The organism is Pacificoceanicola algae (assembly GCF_049341065.1).
In the GTDB taxonomy this organism is placed as follows: Bacteria; Pseudomonadota; Alphaproteobacteria; order Rhodobacterales; family Rhodobacteraceae; genus Pacificoceanicola.
In genome coordinates this window covers 136,426-151,668 of sequence record NZ_JBMPIX010000008.1, presented here as the reverse complement: position 1 = coordinate 151,668, position 15,243 = coordinate 136,426, and the positions used below count along the sequence as shown (strand labels likewise).

At 64.5% G+C, this 15,243-nt stretch carries 15 protein-coding genes and 1 tRNA gene; 6 read left to right on the top strand and 10 right to left on the bottom strand.

Going from position 1 to position 15,243, the window contains the following annotated elements:
• Nucleotides 1-73 precede the first annotated feature (73 nt).
• Complete coding sequence (locus ACOYQJ_RS13920; RefSeq protein WP_422906635.1) at nt 74-1,753, top strand: peptidoglycan-binding domain-containing protein; 1,680 nt, start codon at nt 74-76, stop codon at nt 1,751-1,753.
• A gap of 145 nt (nt 1,754-1,898) precedes the next feature.
• Here the strand turns inward: ACOYQJ_RS13920 and ykgO are convergent, their stop codons facing one another.
• Together ykgO and ACOYQJ_RS13910 are read right to left on the bottom strand one after the other, a co-directional pair.
• A complete protein-coding gene (ykgO, locus tag ACOYQJ_RS13915; protein WP_007792261.1) occupies nt 1,899-2,024 on the bottom strand; it encodes a type B 50S ribosomal protein L36 in 126 nt (41 codons plus the stop codon).
• A 93-nt stretch (nt 2,025-2,117) separates the two neighbouring features.
• Nucleotides 2,118-2,192, bottom strand: a tRNA-Val gene (locus ACOYQJ_RS13910).
• Between the two features lie 271 nt (nt 2,193-2,463).
• Here ACOYQJ_RS13910 and ACOYQJ_RS13905 point away from each other — a divergent pair.
• Nucleotides 2,464-3,324, top strand: a complete 861-nt coding sequence (locus ACOYQJ_RS13905) for an N-formylglutamate amidohydrolase (RefSeq protein ID WP_422906634.1) — start codon at nt 2,464-2,466, stop codon at nt 3,322-3,324.
• A gap of 1 nt (nt 3,325) precedes the next feature.
• Here the strand turns inward: ACOYQJ_RS13905 and lpxK are convergent, their stop codons facing one another.
• The 7 genes from lpxK to rbfA all read right to left on the bottom strand — a co-directional run bounded on the left by lpxK (nt 3,326) and on the right by rbfA (nt 9,256).
• Nucleotides 3,326-4,318 carry a tetraacyldisaccharide 4'-kinase gene (gene lpxK / locus ACOYQJ_RS13900; RefSeq protein WP_422906633.1) on the bottom strand — a complete coding sequence of 331 codons (993 nt, stop codon included), beginning with the start codon at nt 4,316-4,318 and terminating at the stop codon, nt 3,326-3,328.
• Nucleotides 4,318-5,532, bottom strand: coding sequence for a 3-deoxy-D-manno-octulosonic acid transferase (locus ACOYQJ_RS13895; RefSeq protein WP_422906632.1), 1,215 nt, complete (start codon nt 5,530-5,532; stop codon nt 4,318-4,320). Before ACOYQJ_RS13895 ends, lpxK begins: the two co-directional genes overlap by 1 nt.
• A gap of 3 nt (nt 5,533-5,535) precedes the next feature.
• The gene (locus ACOYQJ_RS13890) at nt 5,536-5,775 is read right to left on the bottom strand and encodes a DUF4170 domain-containing protein (protein WP_422906631.1); all 240 of its coding nucleotides are present in this window, start codon (nt 5,773-5,775) and stop codon (nt 5,536-5,538) included.
• A gap of 91 nt (nt 5,776-5,866) precedes the next feature.
• The gene (locus tag ACOYQJ_RS13885) at nt 5,867-6,640 is read right to left on the bottom strand and encodes an inositol monophosphatase family protein (protein ID WP_422906630.1); all 774 of its coding nucleotides are present in this window, start codon (nt 6,638-6,640) and stop codon (nt 5,867-5,869) included.
• Entirely contained in the window at nt 6,627-7,973 is a 1,347-nt protein-coding gene (locus tag ACOYQJ_RS13880; RefSeq protein ID WP_422906629.1) for a TldD/PmbA family protein, read from the bottom strand. The genes ACOYQJ_RS13885 and ACOYQJ_RS13880 overlap by 14 nt, the downstream gene beginning before the upstream one ends.
• Before the next feature lie 141 nt (nt 7,974-8,114).
• Nucleotides 8,115-8,861: a phosphodiester glycosidase family protein gene (locus tag ACOYQJ_RS13875; RefSeq protein ID WP_422906628.1), complete on the bottom strand. Its 747-nt coding sequence runs from the start codon at nt 8,859-8,861 to the stop codon at nt 8,115-8,117.
• A complete protein-coding gene (rbfA, locus tag ACOYQJ_RS13870) occupies nt 8,861-9,256 on the bottom strand; it encodes a 30S ribosome-binding factor RbfA (protein ID WP_422906627.1) in 396 nt (131 codons plus the stop codon). Before rbfA ends, ACOYQJ_RS13875 begins: the two co-directional genes overlap by 1 nt.
• An 88-nt stretch (nt 9,257-9,344) precedes the next feature.
• On the opposite strand from rbfA, the gene dapB reads away from it, so the two are divergent.
• Nucleotides 9,345-10,157, top strand: coding sequence for a 4-hydroxy-tetrahydrodipicolinate reductase (dapB, locus tag ACOYQJ_RS13865; protein WP_422906626.1), 813 nt, complete (start codon nt 9,345-9,347; stop codon nt 10,155-10,157).
• 46 nt (nt 10,158-10,203) lie between these two features.
• Here the strand turns inward: dapB and ACOYQJ_RS13860 are convergent, their stop codons facing one another.
• The gene (locus tag ACOYQJ_RS13860; protein WP_422906625.1) at nt 10,204-10,386 is read right to left on the bottom strand and encodes a DUF1674 domain-containing protein; all 183 of its coding nucleotides are present in this window, start codon (nt 10,384-10,386) and stop codon (nt 10,204-10,206) included.
• 87 nt (nt 10,387-10,473) lie between these two features.
• On the opposite strand from ACOYQJ_RS13860, the gene ACOYQJ_RS13855 reads away from it, so the two are divergent.
• From ACOYQJ_RS13855 to purH, 3 genes are all read left to right on the top strand, one after another.
• Complete coding sequence (locus ACOYQJ_RS13855; protein WP_422906624.1) at nt 10,474-11,727, top strand: RsmB/NOP family class I SAM-dependent RNA methyltransferase; 1,254 nt, start codon at nt 10,474-10,476, stop codon at nt 11,725-11,727.
• Nucleotides 11,728-11,876: 149 nt separating this feature from the next.
• Nucleotides 11,877-13,625, top strand: a complete 1,749-nt coding sequence (locus tag ACOYQJ_RS13850; RefSeq protein WP_422906623.1) for a heparinase II/III family protein — start codon at nt 11,877-11,879, stop codon at nt 13,623-13,625.
• Between the two features lie 27 nt (nt 13,626-13,652).
• On the top strand, nt 13,653-15,242 hold the full coding sequence (gene purH / locus ACOYQJ_RS13845; protein ID WP_422906622.1) for a bifunctional phosphoribosylaminoimidazolecarboxamide formyltransferase/IMP cyclohydrolase: 1,590 nt from the start codon (nt 13,653-13,655) through the stop codon (nt 15,240-15,242).
• Nucleotide 15,243: the final 1 nt, after the last annotated feature.

Sequence of the window (15,243 nt, the reverse complement as noted above, 5' to 3'; positions counted from 1 at the left end):
ATATGGCAAAGACCCAAAGCGGCGCGCATCGCAAGGATGCGCCGACACGGCTTTGGTTCAAGGAGGACTTTGTATGCGGTTCATGTCTCTGGCTCTTGCAGGGCTTATGGTGGCGGCGGGCGGTGCCCAGGCGGCGGGCGATGCGCTGGTCATCGGAAATTCGCGCTATGGTGCCGTGCAAAGCTTTTTCGGAGCCAAACGGGTTATCGCGGCGGCTGACAATCTGCGCGACGCGGGGCTTGACGTGACCGAGGTCAGCGATGCGGATGCTCAGACAATGGACCGGGCCTTTGCCACGTTTGTCGATGGGCTCGCGCCCGGTGATAACCCGCTGATCGTGGTGCTGGCCGGGGCCTTTCTGCATGGCCCGGGGGGCGCATATCTTTTGCCGGTGGACAACAGGCCCAATACCGATGCGGCCAGCGTTTTGACACGCGCCTTTCCTCTGGATGCCGCGCTTGCGGTGCTGGCACAGGCGCCGGGGCGCGCCTTTCTGGTGCTGGGAGAGACAGCCAACGAGGTCGAGGCTGGCCCCTATCTGGAACCCGGTCTTGGCAATCTTCAGGTGCCGCAGGGGGTTACAGTCATCCGGGGTCTGGCGCCGGATGTGGCGGCCTATGCGACCCGCGACATGACCCGGCCAAATGCCAGGCTGGTACAGGCGGCTCAAGCCTATGAGTTGCAGATCGAAGGGTTTGATCCGCCTTGGCAGGTTGTCCTGCGCAACAGCGATATAAAGCCGCCCCAGCCCGGCAAGACGCCGGATCAGGACACTGCCCCCAGGGCGACCGAACAGGCCGACAACACCGCTTGGCGGCTTGCCCAGCAGGCAGACAGCGCCGAGGGCTACCAGACCTATCTTGAGGGCTTTCCCAAAGGGCTGCACGCCTCGGCGGCGCGGCAACGATTGGCGGCGATCCGGGCCGAACCCTATTATGCGGCGCGGCGCGACGAAGAGGCGCTGGGGCTGTCGCGCAATGCCCGCCGGGACATTCAACGCGATCTGTCGCTGCTGGGCTACAACACGCGCGGCATAGACGGCATCTTTGGCCCCGGGACACGCGGGGCGATCAAGCAGTGGCAGGGCGATCTTGGGCTGCCTGTCTCCAGCTATCTGGACCGGTCGCAAATTGGCCGGTTGGACGATGCTGCCCGCGCGAAGGCCGCAGAACTGGAGGCCGAGGCGGAAAGACGCGCGCTTGAGCTTGAGCGCCAGGACAATCAACTTTGGCGTCGCGTTAACGGGCAGGGGGACGAGACCGGGCTGCGCCGATACCTTGAGCAGTTCCCCGATGGCCTGCACTCGGATGAAGCGCGGCGTTTGATCGCCCAGATCGAAGAGCGTCGCGCCGGCTCTGCCGCCGTGCAGGACAGGCGGGCTTGGGACCGGGCGCGCGAGACTGACACCATCGCCGCCTATCGCCAGTACCTGTCCGAGCGCCCTGGTGGGGCCTTTGCCAATCAGGCAGCGGCCCGAATCGAAGATCTGAACCGCGAAGAATCGGAGGCGCGCGCTGTGGCCCGTGCCCGGGCCGAGGAAGAGGCGTTGAGCCTGAACCCGGTGGCGATGCGTCTGGCCGAGGCGCGGCTCAAGCAGTTGAAGCTGAAACCCGGAACAGTGGACGGAAAGTTCGACAAGAATACCCGCCGCGCGATTCGCGAATACCAACGTACCCGGGGGCTGCCAGTGACCGGTTACATGGATGAAAAGACCGTCGTGCGGCTGCTGGCTGACAGTATTCTGGGGCGGTAGCAACGTCGGGGGCTTTGCCCCCCCCGCAAGCCTTCCTTGGACGCGCTGTGTTCAGGGGGGCGGGTGTTGCGAAAATTCGGGTTGATTGAAAAGAAAAAGGCCACCCGTTGGGGTGGCCTTTTGAACAACTGTCGTTGCGCGGGTCTCAGCCCTGACGGGCTTTGAAACGGCGCTGCGTTTTGTTGATCACGTAAACGCGGCCCTTACGGCGCACAACGCGGCAATCGCGATGGCGCTTCTTGAGCGAGCGGAGTGAGTTAGCGACCTTCATGGTGGTCTCTCCTCTGTTCGTCGCGGCGCGCGAGCGCCATGCGGTTTGTTTGCCTTGCCTCCGGGCCTGACGACCCGGCGACGGTGAATTCCATGGTGGGCGATACTGGGATCGAACCAGTGACCCCTTCGATGTCAACGAAGTGCTCTACCGCTGAGCTAATCACCCATCTTATGGCCTGCGCTGCCCTTTACGCCCCCTTTTCGGTGAGGTCCACCAAAAAATGGGGCGCGGAAGACCGCGCCGGTGGACGGGTCTATAAAAGGAGTCGAAACGGGGATCAAGGGCTTTCGGCACACAATGAATCCCCATGACTGCACTTTGCGTTTGATTTGTCCCGGAACATGCTGCCTCATAGGGGGACGCGGCAGGTGGGCATCGGTTCAGGTGCTTCATACAAAACGAAAACTGCCGTTAAAAATTGCGACAAGGACCCTGAATGCCAAAGCTTTCCTTCCTCTTGAATGAGCCTGACGTGACGACCTCTTGTGTGGTCTTTGCCTCGCCGCATTCGGGGCGGGAGTATTCGTGGGATTTTCTGAGCAGCAGCGTTCTGGACGAACATGTGATCCGCTCGTCCGAGGATGCCTATGTGGATCGGCTGTTTGATTGCGCCCCGCAGTTCGGAGCCCCCTTGCTGAGGGCAGGCGCGCCGCGTGCCTATGTGGATCTCAATCGCGCGCTGGACGAACTGGACCCGGCCCTGATCGAAGGGGTGCGCCGGGGCGGGCACAACCCGCGTGTGGCAAGCGGCCTTGGCGTGGTGCCGCGCGTTGTGGCCGGGGGCCGGGCGATATACCGCGGCAAGCTGCCCAAGGCAGAAGCCGACAGGCGGTTGCAGCAGATCTGGAAGCCCTACCACGCGAGACTTCAGGGCCTGCTGGATTTCGCGCATGACAGTTTCGGCGAGGCGATTCTGATTGATTGCCACTCGATGCCGCGCGAGGCGTTGGATAGCACGGTGCGCGCCGGATCGCCGCGCCCCGAGATCGTCATCGGGGATCGTTTTGGCGCCTCGGCCAGTGGCGAGATCGTCGAGCGGGTCGAGGCGGCCTTTGCGGCAGCGGGTCTCAAGGTGGCGCGCAACGCACCCTTTGCCGGAGCCTTCACGACGCAGCACTATGGGCGTCCGTCACGCGGCCAGCACGCCATCCAGATCGAGATCGACCGTGCGATCTATATGGACGAAGCGACAATTCGTCCGAATCAGGATTTCAACACGTTCCGCAGGGTCCTGCGCGGGGTCATCGCGGAAATCGCCGCCATCGGCTATCGCGATCAGAGCATGGCAGCGGAGTAATCTAGCCAAAGATCCGATCCAAAGCGGCATTCAACGGGGCCGGGTCGGCGATCTCTAACCGGACAGGCAGCGTCAGCACCTTTTGCCGAAACTCGGGCGGCAGGCGCACCGCGTCCTTTTCGGTGGTGACCAGCTGCGCGCCAAGCGCCTTTGCATCGTTTTCCAGACGGGACAGCAGCGCCGGTGTCAGCGGCTGATGATCGTCCAGCGCCTCAAAACGTTTCAGATCGGCACCGAGGCCGCGCAGCGTGGCAAAGAACTTTTCCGGGTGGCCGATGCCCGCGAAGGCAAGCGTGGGAAGCCCCTCCCAATCCATCCCGGTTTGCAGCGGAGCAAGGTGCCCCGTCATGTGGGGCAGGGTGATCTGCGGGCTCCAGGCTTCGTAAAAGCGGCTTTGCGCGCTGTCCGGACCAATCGAGATCAACAGGTCGGCGCGGGCTAACCCAGTGCTGACAGGTTCGCGCAGCGGGCCAGCGGGCAGGCAGCGTCCGTTGCCGAACCCCGCCACCGCGTCGACAACGATCAGCGACAAAGCCTTGGGCAGCGAGGGGTTCTGAAACCCGTCGTCCATGATCAGGACGGTCGCACCTGCCGCTTCGGCGGCGCGAGCGCCTTCGGCCCGGTCCTTGGCGACCCAAGTGGGGGTGAAGGCGGCGATCAGCAACGGCTCGTCCCCGACATCTTCTGCACCATGGGCTTGCGGATCGACCTGTATGGGGCCGCTGATGCGCCCGCCATACCCGCGCGATATGACGTGCGGGGTGATGCCGCGCGCCATCAGCATCTGGACCAGAGCGATGACGGTGGGCGTTTTGCCGGTGCCGCCCGCGTTGATATTGCCAACGCAGATGACAGGTGCGCTGGGGGCGAAGCCGGGCGGCTGAGATACCCGGCGCGCGGTCGCCCAAGCGGTCAGCGACGCAAGAGGGGCCAGCAGTATTGCAAGCAGATCTGGCCGATCAGGCGGCGTGAACCAGAAGCGGGGCGGGCGCATCAGGGTGTCTCCTGCGCGTCGATCCGATCAAAGACCTCGGCGGTGACGGAATCGATCAGCTCGGCCCCGGATGACACGACATCCCAGCCCGCATGCGCCATCGTTGCCGCCTGATCCGGTGCGACAAGATGTGAAACCGCAGTTGCCAGCGAATCGGTGTCGCGGACGATGCGGGCGGCGCCTGCCTCGACCAGTTTGGAATAGGACGACAGGTGCCGCCCGACGTTTGGCCCGTAAAGGATTGCCGTGCCAAGCGCCGCAGCCTCGTAGGGATCGCTGCCGCCGTGGCCCGGGACGAGCGAGCCGCCAAGAAAGGCCAGCGGCGCAAGTCGATACCAAAGGCCCAGCTCCTCTGGCCCTTCGATCAACAGAACGTGGGTGTTTTCATCCGGCGACTCGCCGTTGTCCCATAGGCACAGGCGCATCTGTTCAGCCTTGGCGATGCTGGTGATGGTCTCAAAGTCTGCGGCGTCGTTTGGCACCAGAATCAGCAACAGGCGGTGGGCAAGGCGCATGGCGCGGCGATGGGCGCGCAACACGTCCGCCGCCTCTTCCGGGCGGGTCCTCGCCGAAAGCCAGACGGGCCGCCCCGCCAATGCGGCCGTCACCTCTTCGAGCTGCGGGTCAGGGCAGTCCAGCGGCGTGCCGGTGTCGAGGAAGGGGCCAGCCAATCGCAAACGATCCGCGCCGATCCCGTGACGCCGCAGCATGCGCCGCGTGCTTTCGCTGCGAATGTGGATCAGGTCGAACAGGGCCAACGTGGCATTTGTCGGATCGGGCAGCCAGCGCGGAACCCGGCTGCGCCAAGTGTCCTCGGGTGTTGTCAAGGCGATCATATAGGCGCCCGCATCGCTGACCGCGTGCAGCAAGGCCGGGCTCAGATCGGTCCCGGCCCAAAGGCAAAAGTCAGGGCGCAGATCTTGCGCGAACTTCTCGCACTCGGAGGCGCGTTCGGCTGGCAGCGTGACATGCGCCATTCCCGGCGATGGTTCGGCATCGCCGGACAGGATGAACTGGAGTTCCGGGCGTTGCTGCGCCATGCGGGCGAAAAGATGGGCCAATGCGCGTCCGGCGTCGCGGCCCTGCGCATGCCCCCAGACCAGCGGGCCGGGCCTGCGCTTGGGCCAGTCGTTGTCAGAGCCATTGCTGCCAAGGGCGGCGCTGCTGCGCGCATAGGCCATATAGGCCTGAAGGCTCAGCGCGCGGGGGGCCAAGGCCTAGCCGAGTTCTTCGGTCGAAGAAACCTCGGTCTCTTCGTCGCGAAGGCGATGCAGATGCGCGATGTAATAGCGCATATGGGCGTTATCCACGGTACGCTGCGCAGCCGCTTTCCACGCGTTGTAGGCCGCTTGGTAGTTGGGGAAGATGCCGACGATATCGAGGTCATCCACGTCGCGGAACACGGGTTTCGCCGGATCGACCAATTCGCCGCCGAAAACAAGGTGAAGTCTTTGCATTGTGGCTCCTTTTTCGTGCCAAAGCTGCGCCGCGCAGCCTAGCGGATGCGCCTGCGGGGTCAAGCATAGCCGCTGCCCTTTCAGGGCTGGTTTACAGCAGCTGGTCCAGCAGCGCGGCATGCAGTCGCGGATTGGCTGCCAGCACGCCATCGGTCTGCGGAACGGCGTTGTTGAAGCGCAAGGGCGCGCCGCGCCGGTCACTGACCCTGGCGCCCGCTTCGGCAAGGATCAGAGCGCCAGCGGCGATGTCCCATTCCCAAGACGGGCGAAAGGTGAACATGGCGTCATAGCGGCCCTCGGCCACAAGGCTCAGCCGGTAGGCCAGCGAGGGGCGATGGCTGCGTTTGAGATTGGGCACGCCACGCGGCCAATGCCGGGCGTCAAGGCTGGGGCGGGTGGCTAGCACGGTGGCCTTGCCCAGATCGGTGTGGCGCCCGACGCTGATCGGTTTGCCGTTCAGCCGCGCACCGCCGCCCTGCGACGCGCTGTACAGCTTGTCGCGTGCGGGCAGAAAGACCACGGCGGCCGTCACCTCGCGGTCTTGTACAACGGCAAGCGCATGCGCCCAGGTTTCCGAGCCTTCGATGAAGGAGCGGGTTCCGTCGATCGGATCGACGATGAACAAGGTTTCGCTGGTCACGCGATCGGCGCTGTCGGCGCTTTCCTCGGAGAGCCACCCATACTCCGGGCGGGCGCGGCGCAGACGGTCTTCGAGCAGGGCGTTAACGGCCAGATCGGCTTTGGTCACCGGGCCTGCGTTGTCGTCTTTGTGACGCACATCGAGATCGCCGCCGACATGGCTGAGGGCTTCCTTGCCAGCGGCCTTGGCAGCTTCGATCAGAAGCGTCAGATCACTCGCCGGCAAGGGTCAGACCTTCGACAAGCAACGAGGGCACAACGCGCGACAGCCAAGGGCGAGCGTCGTTGGCGGGGATCATGGACCTCAGCATATCCCGCAGGTTGCCCGCGATGGTCACGCCGGACACCGGGCCTTTGACTTCGCCGTTTTCGACCCAAAGGCCCGCGGCGCCGCGCGAATAATCCCCAGTGTTGGGGTTGATCGTGGCGCCGATCATCGAGGTGACCAGAAGACCGGTGCCCATGGCCTTGATCAGATCGTCGCGGCTTTGATCGCCTTGCGTCAGTTCAAGGTTCCAAGTGGTGGGCGACGGACCCAATCCGGCGCTGCGCGCGGCGTTGCCGGTGGGGGCGAGGCCCAGCTTGCGAGCGTTGGCAAGGTCCAGAGTCCAGCCGGTCAAAACGCCCTTGTCGATCACTGCGCGCCGCTGGGTCGGCAGGCCTTCGGCATCAAAGGGGCGCGAGGCGGCGGCGCGGGGGCGAAAGGGATCTTCGAGCAACGAGAGCGTTTCGGGCAGGATCTGCTCGCCCATCGCCTCGCGCAGCCAGCTTGCGCCGCGCGCCACGGCAGCGCCGTTCACAGCGGCCATCAGATGACCAATCAGAGAGGCCGCAATACGTTCGTCAAACAGCACCGGATAGGCGCCGGTCTTGGGTTTGGTGGGGTTCAGTCGGGCTAGCGCGCGGTCGGCTGCGCTTTGGCCGATCTCTTCGGGTGTGCGGAGTTCATCCTGAAAGGTGCGGCTGTCGCCATCGTAGTCGCGCTCCATCCCAAGGCCAGTGCCGGCGATGGCAACACAGGACGTGCTGCGCGAGGTGCGGGCATAGCCGCCCTCGAAACCGTTGGTCGCGGCCATCCAGACCTGCCGCGCGCTATAGGCGGCGCTAGCGGACTGGACCTGCGTGATGCCTGCTTTTGCCAAGGCCGCGGCCTCGGCGCGGCGGGCGTCGTCTTCGAGCGTGCCGGGGGCGGGTTCGGGCGCCGGGTCCGACAGTTCCAGCGCGTCGATGTCCCAGTTTTGCGCCAGTTGGCCGGGGGCCGCGATCCCGGCATAGGGATCCTCGGGGGCCTCTTTGGCCATCGCGACGGCGCGCGTTGCCATAGCCTCGATCGTGCTGTCGGAGGTGTCGGAGGCTGAAACGATGGCGCTGCGCTGTCCGACAAAGACCCGAAGGCCGATATCGCTGCCTTCGGCGCGTTCGGCCTGCTCCAACTGCCCGGCGCGCACGTCGATGGACAGGGCGGTGCCTGCAACGGCGATGGCGTCTGCGCTATCGGCCCCGGCCTTGCGGGCGGCGGTCAAAAGCGATTGGGTCAGGTCTTGCGGTGACTTGGGCATGGGCGCTCCGGGGCTTGGGTCGGTTTGTCCGAGGTAGGCCGCTCGGGCGTCTGGTGCAAGGGGCAGCCGGTGGCACGCAGGCCAAAACGTGGCCGCCAGGGATCAGTCCTTTGGAGTATTCGCGACAAGACGAAAGGCGCGTCAGGGTGTTTTCTCGACGACGGCGACGATGGGGCCCATCGGGCGGCCAAGGTCCGAGCGGCCAAGCTGGGCCGCATGAAGCCGTGAGACATTGCCGTCAAAGAAAAGCGCGTTGGGCAGGCCCAGCTCGTCGCGGAACAGACGGGCGAATTCGTGGAAGGTGACCGGGGTTTCCGAAATCACAAAAACCGCGCGTTTGCCATCCTCAGAGGTGCCAACACCGTTGCGGACATATCGCGAGGTGCTGTCCGGCAGAAACCGCGGGTGCAATTCGCCGTCGATCACCAGCATCGGGCCGGATTGCGTGGCGTACCGGCACTCCGGCCGCTGTTCGAGATAATCGCGGGTTTCGATCACAACTGCCGCGTCATCCTGAATGCAAAGCAGCCCGTTTGGCAGCAGCCCAAAGTTGCCGGGACCGGGGGTAGAGATCACCCGCATCTCTTCGGTGCCGTCCTCGATATAGTGGCCCACCGGCGAGCGGTCATCGTGGTACATGCCCGCGTTCATCGCAAAGGGCAGGGTCTTGCCCTGTGTCCCAAGCGCGGTTTCCAGCGCCGAAAAATGGCCGTAGGGCTGGCCGTTTTCGGCCCGCAGGAACAACCGCAGCTCCTCGGTTTCGGGATGTACCTCGCAGACCGTGTAACGGCTATCGTCAAAGCTGCGCGCTGCGCAGGTCACGGCCCGGGCCTCGGGCGCGATCAGCGCCAGACCCAAAGCCGTAAGGGCAAGGGCTGGCAGGCGCATCACTTGTCCAGATCGCGGCGCACCGCGTCTTGTGACATCAGGCGGCGATGTTCGTCCAGCTGATCAAAGGTGTCATCGAGGCGGAAATGCAGCTGCGGGGTATGCTTCAGTTTCATGCCCTTGGACAGCAGGTGCCGCAATTCGCCCCGGTGTTTGTGCAGCAGCTCGAACATGTCTTCTTCGCCCTTGCCGCCAAGCGGCACCACATAGGCTGTTGCAATGCGCAGGTCGGGCGAGACACGGACTTCGCCGACGGTGATCGTCATGCGGTTAAGATCCGGATCATGGATCTCAGCCCGCGAAAGGATTTCGGAGAGGCGCCTGCGGAGCAATTCGCCAACGCGAAGTTGTCGTTGCGATTGACCGGGGCCGTCTGGGATTCTGTTCTTTGCCATGGGGCAGATGTACGCCTTGCACTCTGCTTTGCCAAGCGGCGCGGGGCGGGTTATGGAAGCGGGAAATCGCAAGAATGGAGAAAAGCCGATGACCGATCAGCCGGGCGTTGTTGTCACAGGGGTTTCGGGCCGGATGGGCCAGATGCTGGTGAAAGAAATTTTAGCCAGTGATCGCCTGAAACTGGCGGGCGGTCTGGAGCGCGCCGGCCACGACTGGATCGGCCGCGATCTGGGCGAATGCATGGGCGGCGCGCCTTTGGGTGTTCTGGTCAGCGATGACCCGCTTGAGGCCTTTGCCCGCGCGCAGGCGGTGATTGATTTCACCGCGCCTGCGGCGACTGTGGGTTTTGCGGAACTGGCGGCGCAGGCACGGGCGGTGCATGTGATCGGCACCACCGGGCTGAGCGAGGATGATCTGGCCAAGATCCACAAGGCGGCGCATCACGCGGTGATCGTGCGCGCCGGCAACATGAGCCTTGGGGTCAACCTGTTGACCAAGGTGACACGGCAGGTTGCGGCGGCCTTGGACGAAGATTGGGACATCGAGATCGTCGAAGCGCACCACAATCAGAAGGTCGATGCGCCTTCGGGAACGGCCTTGATGCTGGGCGAAGCGGCCGCCGAAGGGCGCGGCGTCACGCTCGACGAGGTGTCGGACCGTGGCCGCGACGGGATCACCGGGGCGCGCAAGCGCGGCGACATCGGCTTTCACGCCATTCGCGGCGGTGATGTGGTCGGCGAACACGAGGTGATCTTTGCCAGCCCCGGCGAGCGGATCGTGATCAAGCATATCGCGTCAGACCGGGCCTTGTTTGCCAGGGGCGCGCTGCGGGCGGCGCTATGGGGGCAGGACAAGGCGCCGGGCGAATATGACATGCTCGATGTGCTCGGGTTGAACTGAGGCGCCCACGCCTGCAGCTTAACGCAATTGCGCAGCAGCGGGGCGCTTAAAAATCGATCGCGATGCCCTTTTTCTCCCAATCGCCATAGCGGGCGGGATCGGGGCCATCGCGGCCGCCAAGCTCTTTGGGCAGCGCTTTTGCCTCGGCTTCGGCCTTTTGGCGGCGCTCGTCCGCTTCGGCAAGGGCACGCTGGGCGGCAGGGGGCAGGTCTTTGATGCTCTCAGACATTGGCTTTTCCTTGATCTGAGGGGTTGATATACGCTTGCCCAGCCCCGGGGCAAGCTTTCGCCCCGCATCCCCGTCCCCGGAGACCCCATGACGCATGCTTTCAGCCCGGCCCGTAAGGGTGCTGTTCAAATTCTGACGCAGGTTTTGGGCGAAGCCCGCCCCTTGGGCGAGGCGGTCACCAAGCTGGATAGGCTGGAGCCCGCAGATCGGGCCGCCGCGCAACGGTTGGCCACCGAGGTGTTGCGCGGGCTGGAACGGGCGGACCGGGTGCTCAAGCCGCACTTGCGCAAGGCGCCGGGGCTGGTGGTGTTGAACACGCTGCGGCTGGGTACGGTCGAATTGTGCAGCGGCGGGGCGGCGCATGGGGTGGTGAACGATCTGGTCAATTTGGTTGGCGCGGGCAAGCGGACAGCGCAGTTCAAGGGGTTGGTCAACGCGGTGCTGCGCAAAGTGGCCGCCAATGGCCCAGAGGAATGGGCCAAGCTGCGCGTGCCGCGCCTGCCCAAATGGCTGCGCGCGCCGCTGGTCGAGGCCTGGGGGCCGCAACCCGTGGCAGCGATGGAGCGGGCGCAGTTCGCAGGGGCGCCGCTGGATCTGACGGCCAAGGGCGACGCTGCCGCGCTGGTCGAAGCGGTCGGCGGGGTGCTTTTGCCCACCGGGTCGGTACGTCTGCCGGGGGGGCAGGTCAGCGCGCTGGCGGGCTATGAGGCGGGCGATTTTTGGGTGCAGGACGCTGCGGCGGCACTGCCTGCCAGGCTTTTGGGTGATGTCGCCGGGCAAAAGGTGCTGGATATGTGCGCCGCGCCGGGGGGCAAGACGTTGCAACTGGCGGCGGCGGGGGCAGATGTAACCGCGCTGGATCTGTCGGCGGCTCGGTTGGAACGGGTTCAGGAAAATCTGACGCGGACCGGGCTGAAGGCGAAACTGGTCGAGGGCGATGCTTTGGAACATGAGGGGCAATATGACGCAATCTTGCTGGATGCGCCTTGCTCGGCCACCGGCACGATCCGCCGCCATCCGGATCTGCCGCACATCCACCACGGCGAAAAGATCGGCGAGCTGATTGGTCTGCAAGAGGCAATGTTGAGCCACGCCATCAGTCTGCTCAAACCCGGCGGGCGGCTGGTCTATGCCACCTGTTCGCTGATCCCGGATGAAGGCGAATGCCAGATCGATGAAGCGCTGAAAACGCTTGAGGGCATCGAGATTGTTGAACCGCAGGCCGATTGGATTGAAGACGGCTGGCGCTCGGACGAAGGCGGGCTGCGGTTGAGGCCGGATTTCTGGCCCGACCTCGGGGGTATGGACGGCTTTTACATGGCGCTTTTGCGCAAGTCTTAAGCCTGCAAGTCCGACTCAGGTGCCATTTCCCGCTTTCGGCGCACAAAGCAAGGTGACTTCGCCGCGCCTTCGCGGTATCTTTGCCTCCAAGAACAGCCCCAAAAGGGGCGTGACGCGGCCGAGCAGTCGCCAAAACATGAGGCAGTGAGATGTCCGAGGGGCGGAACTGGCGTGCCAAGCAGGCGCGCTTTCTCAATCGTTTGCATGCCCGGGTGGCGGCACGTGCACGTCCGGCGACGGGCTTTGTATCGCAACCAGAACCCCGGACCATTGGCTATTTCGCGCGCGGGCGGCAGATGATCGCCGGAAACCTGATGTTTTCGGGCCACCTGCTTGAGGTGCAGGGCGCGATGATTTGGGATCTCGACCTGCCCGACGAGGCCTTTGCCGAGGCGCTTCACGGCTTTGGCTGGCTTGACGATCTGGCAGCGGTGGGCGATGCCAAGGCCCGGGCGTTGGCGCAGGATTGGCTGTGGGGCTGGATCAAACGTTATGGCAATGGCACCGGGCCGGGCTGGTCGCCGGAATTGACCGGTCGGCGGGTGATCCGCTGGGTGCATCACGCGCTGTTCCTGCTGCGCGGCATGGGCGCCCCCGAAGCGGAGGCGTATTACAAGGCGCTGGCGGCGCAGACGACCTTTCTGTCACGGCGCTGGCAGGCGGCCAGTCCCGGTTTGCCCCGGTTCGAGGCGCTGACCGGGCTGCTGTATTGCGGGCTGTCGATCGAGGGGATGGAGGCGCGGGCGGAACCGGCGCGCATCGCCTTGGCCGCCGAATGCGCGCGGCAGGTGGACGAACAGGGCGGCATTCCCACCCGCAACCCCGAAGAATTGCTGGAAGTCTTCACTCTGCTCACATGGGCGCAGGCCGCCTTGGAAGAGGTGCACAAGACACCCGAGCCCGCGCATCTGGCGGCAATTGCCAAGATCGCGCCGACGCTGCGGGCGCTGCGCCATGCGGACGGTGGTTTGGCGCGGTTTCACGGCGGCGGGCGGGGGCTTGACGGGCGGTTGGATCAGGCGCTTGCGGCTTCGGGCAGCAAGAAGCGTCAGACCAAGGGGCTGGCCATGGGCTATGCCCGGATCTCGGCGGCGCGCAGCACGGTGATCGTTGACGCAGCGCCGCCGCCCGATGGCAAAGCCTCGGCGCAGGCGCATGCCTCGACCCTTGCATTCGAGCTGACCTCGGGACGCAGGCCATTGATCGTCAATTGCGGATCGGGTGCCGATTTCGGCGCTGACTGGCGGCGGGCAGGGCGGGCAACGCCTTCGCATTCGACGCTGTGCCTTCAGGGCTATTCCAGTTCGCGCCTCGCGCCGGGGCGCTGGATCGGCGCCTCGCGACGCGAGCTTTTGGAAGACACCCCGCGTCATGTGCCCGTTCAGATGGATCATCAGGCCAATTACATCAGGATGGAGGCGGGACACGATGGCTATGTCCGGCTTCAGGGCCTGACCCACGCGCGGTCCATCGAACTGAGCCTTGATGGGCGCGAAGTGAAGGGCGAAGATTATCTGGTGGCCTTGGACGGCGCCGCCAACAAGCGCTTTGATCGGGCGATGGATGCGGTCAAGTTGGGTGGTCTGCCGTATGACATCCGCTTTCATTTGCACCCCGAAGTCGATGTGGCGCTGGATATGGGCGGTAGCGCGGTGTCCATGGCGCTGCGGTCGGGCGAAATCTGGGTTTTCCGGTTTTCCGGCAAGGCAGAACTGGACATCGAACCTTCGGTTTACCTTGAAAAAGGGCGCATGCGACCACGCGCGACAAAACAAATCGTTTTATCCGGGCGCGCAATGGACTATGCGACCCGCATCCGCTGGTCCTTGGCCAAAGCGCAGGAGACGGCCACCGTCGTGCGCGATCTGGCGATGGACGAGGAAGAGATGTCGATTTGATCTAAACCCCAAGGGGACACTGCTGCTATGTCTGACCTTCATCCCGTGCGCCGCGCGCTGATTTCCGTTTCCGATAAGACCGGTCTGACCGATCTGGCCAAGGCCCTCGCCGATCGCGGCGTCGAGATTCTGTCCACCGGCGGGTCGGCCAAGGCAATCCGTGACGCGGGGATCGCCGTGCGCGATGTGGCCGATGTCACCGGTTTCCCCGAGATGATGGATGGCCGCGTCAAGACGCTGCACCCCAAGGTGCACGGTGGCCTTCTGGCGCTGCGCGACAACGACGAACATGTCGCGGCGATGCAGGAACACGGCATCGGCGAGATCGATTTGCTGGTGGTCAACCTTTACCCCTTCGAAGCGGCCTTGGCCCGCGGCGCCGACTACGATGAGATGATCGAGAACATCGACATCGGCGGCCCTGCAATGATCCGCGCGGCAGCCAAGAACCACGCTTTTGTCAGCACGGTGGTGGACGTCGAGGATTACGGCCCGCTTCTGGCGGAGCTGGACGCCAACGACGGCCAGACCTCATATGCCTTCCGCCAGCGACTGGCACAGATCGCCTATGCCCGTACCGGCGCTTATGATGCGGCGGTCAGCACATGGATGGCCAGCGCCATCGGTGAGACGACCCCGCGCCGCCGCGTCTTTGCCGGAACATTGGCGCAAAGCCTGCGCTACGGCGAAAACCCGCATCAGGGCGCCGCCTTCTATGTCGATGGGTCGGACCGTCCCGGCGTGGCCGTGGCGCAGCAGATTCAGGGCAAGGAACTGAGCTACAATAACATCAACGACACCGACGCCGCCTTCGAACTGGTGTCGGAGTTTTTGCCCGCCGATGGGTTTGCCTGCGCGATCATCAAGCACGCCAACCCCTGCGGCGTTGCCAAGGGCGCGACCTTGAAAGATGCCTACCAGAAGGCCTTTGATTGCGACCGCACCAGCGCCTTTGGTGGGATCGTGGCACTGAACAGCAAGCTGGATGTCGAAACCGCCGAGGCGATCTGCGAAATCTTCACCGAGGTGGTCATCGCCCCGGCAGCAGATGACGCCGCGCGCGATGTCTTTGCCAGGAAAAAGAACCTGCGCCTGCTGGTGGCGCCGGGCCTTGCCAATACTGCCGAGGCGGGGCTGGCCTATCGTCAGGTGTCCGGCGGGATGCTGGTGCAGGACAAGGACAACGGTCAGATGTCGCTGGACGATCTGAAGGTGGTGACAAAGAAAGCCCCTACGAAAGAGCAGATGCGCGACCTCCTGTTCGCGTGGAAAGTCGCCAAGCACGTCAAGTCCAACGCCATCGTCTACGTCAAGGATGGCGCCACCGTCGGCGTTGGTGCGGGCCAGATGAGCCGCGTGGACAGCGCGCTGATCGCTGCCAAAAAGGCCGAACGCATGGCCGAGGCACTTGAGTTGCCGGAACCGTTGACCATCGGCTCGGCCGTAGCCTCGGATGCCTTCTTTCCCTTCGCGGACGGCTTGATGGAGGCAGAGGCCGCCGGGGCGACCTGCGTGATCCAGCCCGGCGGATCAATGCGCGACGACGAGGTGATCAAGGCCGCCGACGAAGCTGGTTTGGCCATGGTTTTCACCGGTATGCGTCACTTCCGTCACTGAC

Bases quoted from the DNA above. Each gene is read 5' to 3' on its own strand.
- ACOYQJ_RS13890 (WP_422906631.1), bottom strand. From the start codon at position 5,775: ATGCAAAGACTTCACCTTGTTTTCGGCGGCGAATTGGTCGATCCGGCG.
- dapB (WP_422906626.1), top strand. From the start codon at position 9,345: ATGACCGATCAGCCGGGCGTTGTTGTCACAGGGGTTTCGGGCCGGATG.
- ACOYQJ_RS13860 (WP_422906625.1), bottom strand. From the start codon at position 10,386: ATGTCTGAGAGCATCAAAGACCTGCCCCCTGCCGCCCAGCGTGCCCTT.
- ACOYQJ_RS13855 (WP_422906624.1), top strand. From the start codon at position 10,474: ATGACGCATGCTTTCAGCCCGGCCCGTAAGGGTGCTGTTCAAATTCTG.
- purH (WP_422906622.1), top strand. From the start codon at position 13,653: ATGTCTGACCTTCATCCCGTGCGCCGCGCGCTGATTTCCGTTTCCGAT.
- lpxK (WP_422906633.1), bottom strand. From the start codon at position 4,318: ATGCGCCCGCCCCGCTTCTGGTTCACGCCGCCTGATCGGCCAGATCTG.
- ykgO (WP_007792261.1), bottom strand. From the start codon at position 2,024: ATGAAGGTCGCTAACTCACTCCGCTCGCTCAAGAAGCGCCATCGCGAT.
- rbfA (WP_422906627.1), bottom strand. From the start codon at position 9,256: ATGGCAAAGAACAGAATCCCAGACGGCCCCGGTCAATCGCAACGACAA.
- ACOYQJ_RS13850 (WP_422906623.1), top strand. From the start codon at position 11,877: ATGTCCGAGGGGCGGAACTGGCGTGCCAAGCAGGCGCGCTTTCTCAAT.
- ACOYQJ_RS13920 (WP_422906635.1), top strand. From the start codon at position 74: ATGCGGTTCATGTCTCTGGCTCTTGCAGGGCTTATGGTGGCGGCGGGC.
- ACOYQJ_RS13905 (WP_422906634.1), top strand. From the start codon at position 2,464: ATGCCAAAGCTTTCCTTCCTCTTGAATGAGCCTGACGTGACGACCTCT.
- ACOYQJ_RS13880 (WP_422906629.1), bottom strand. From the start codon at position 7,973: ATGCCCAAGTCACCGCAAGACCTGACCCAATCGCTTTTGACCGCCGCC.
- ACOYQJ_RS13875 (WP_422906628.1), bottom strand. From the start codon at position 8,861: ATGCGCCTGCCAGCCCTTGCCCTTACGGCTTTGGGTCTGGCGCTGATC.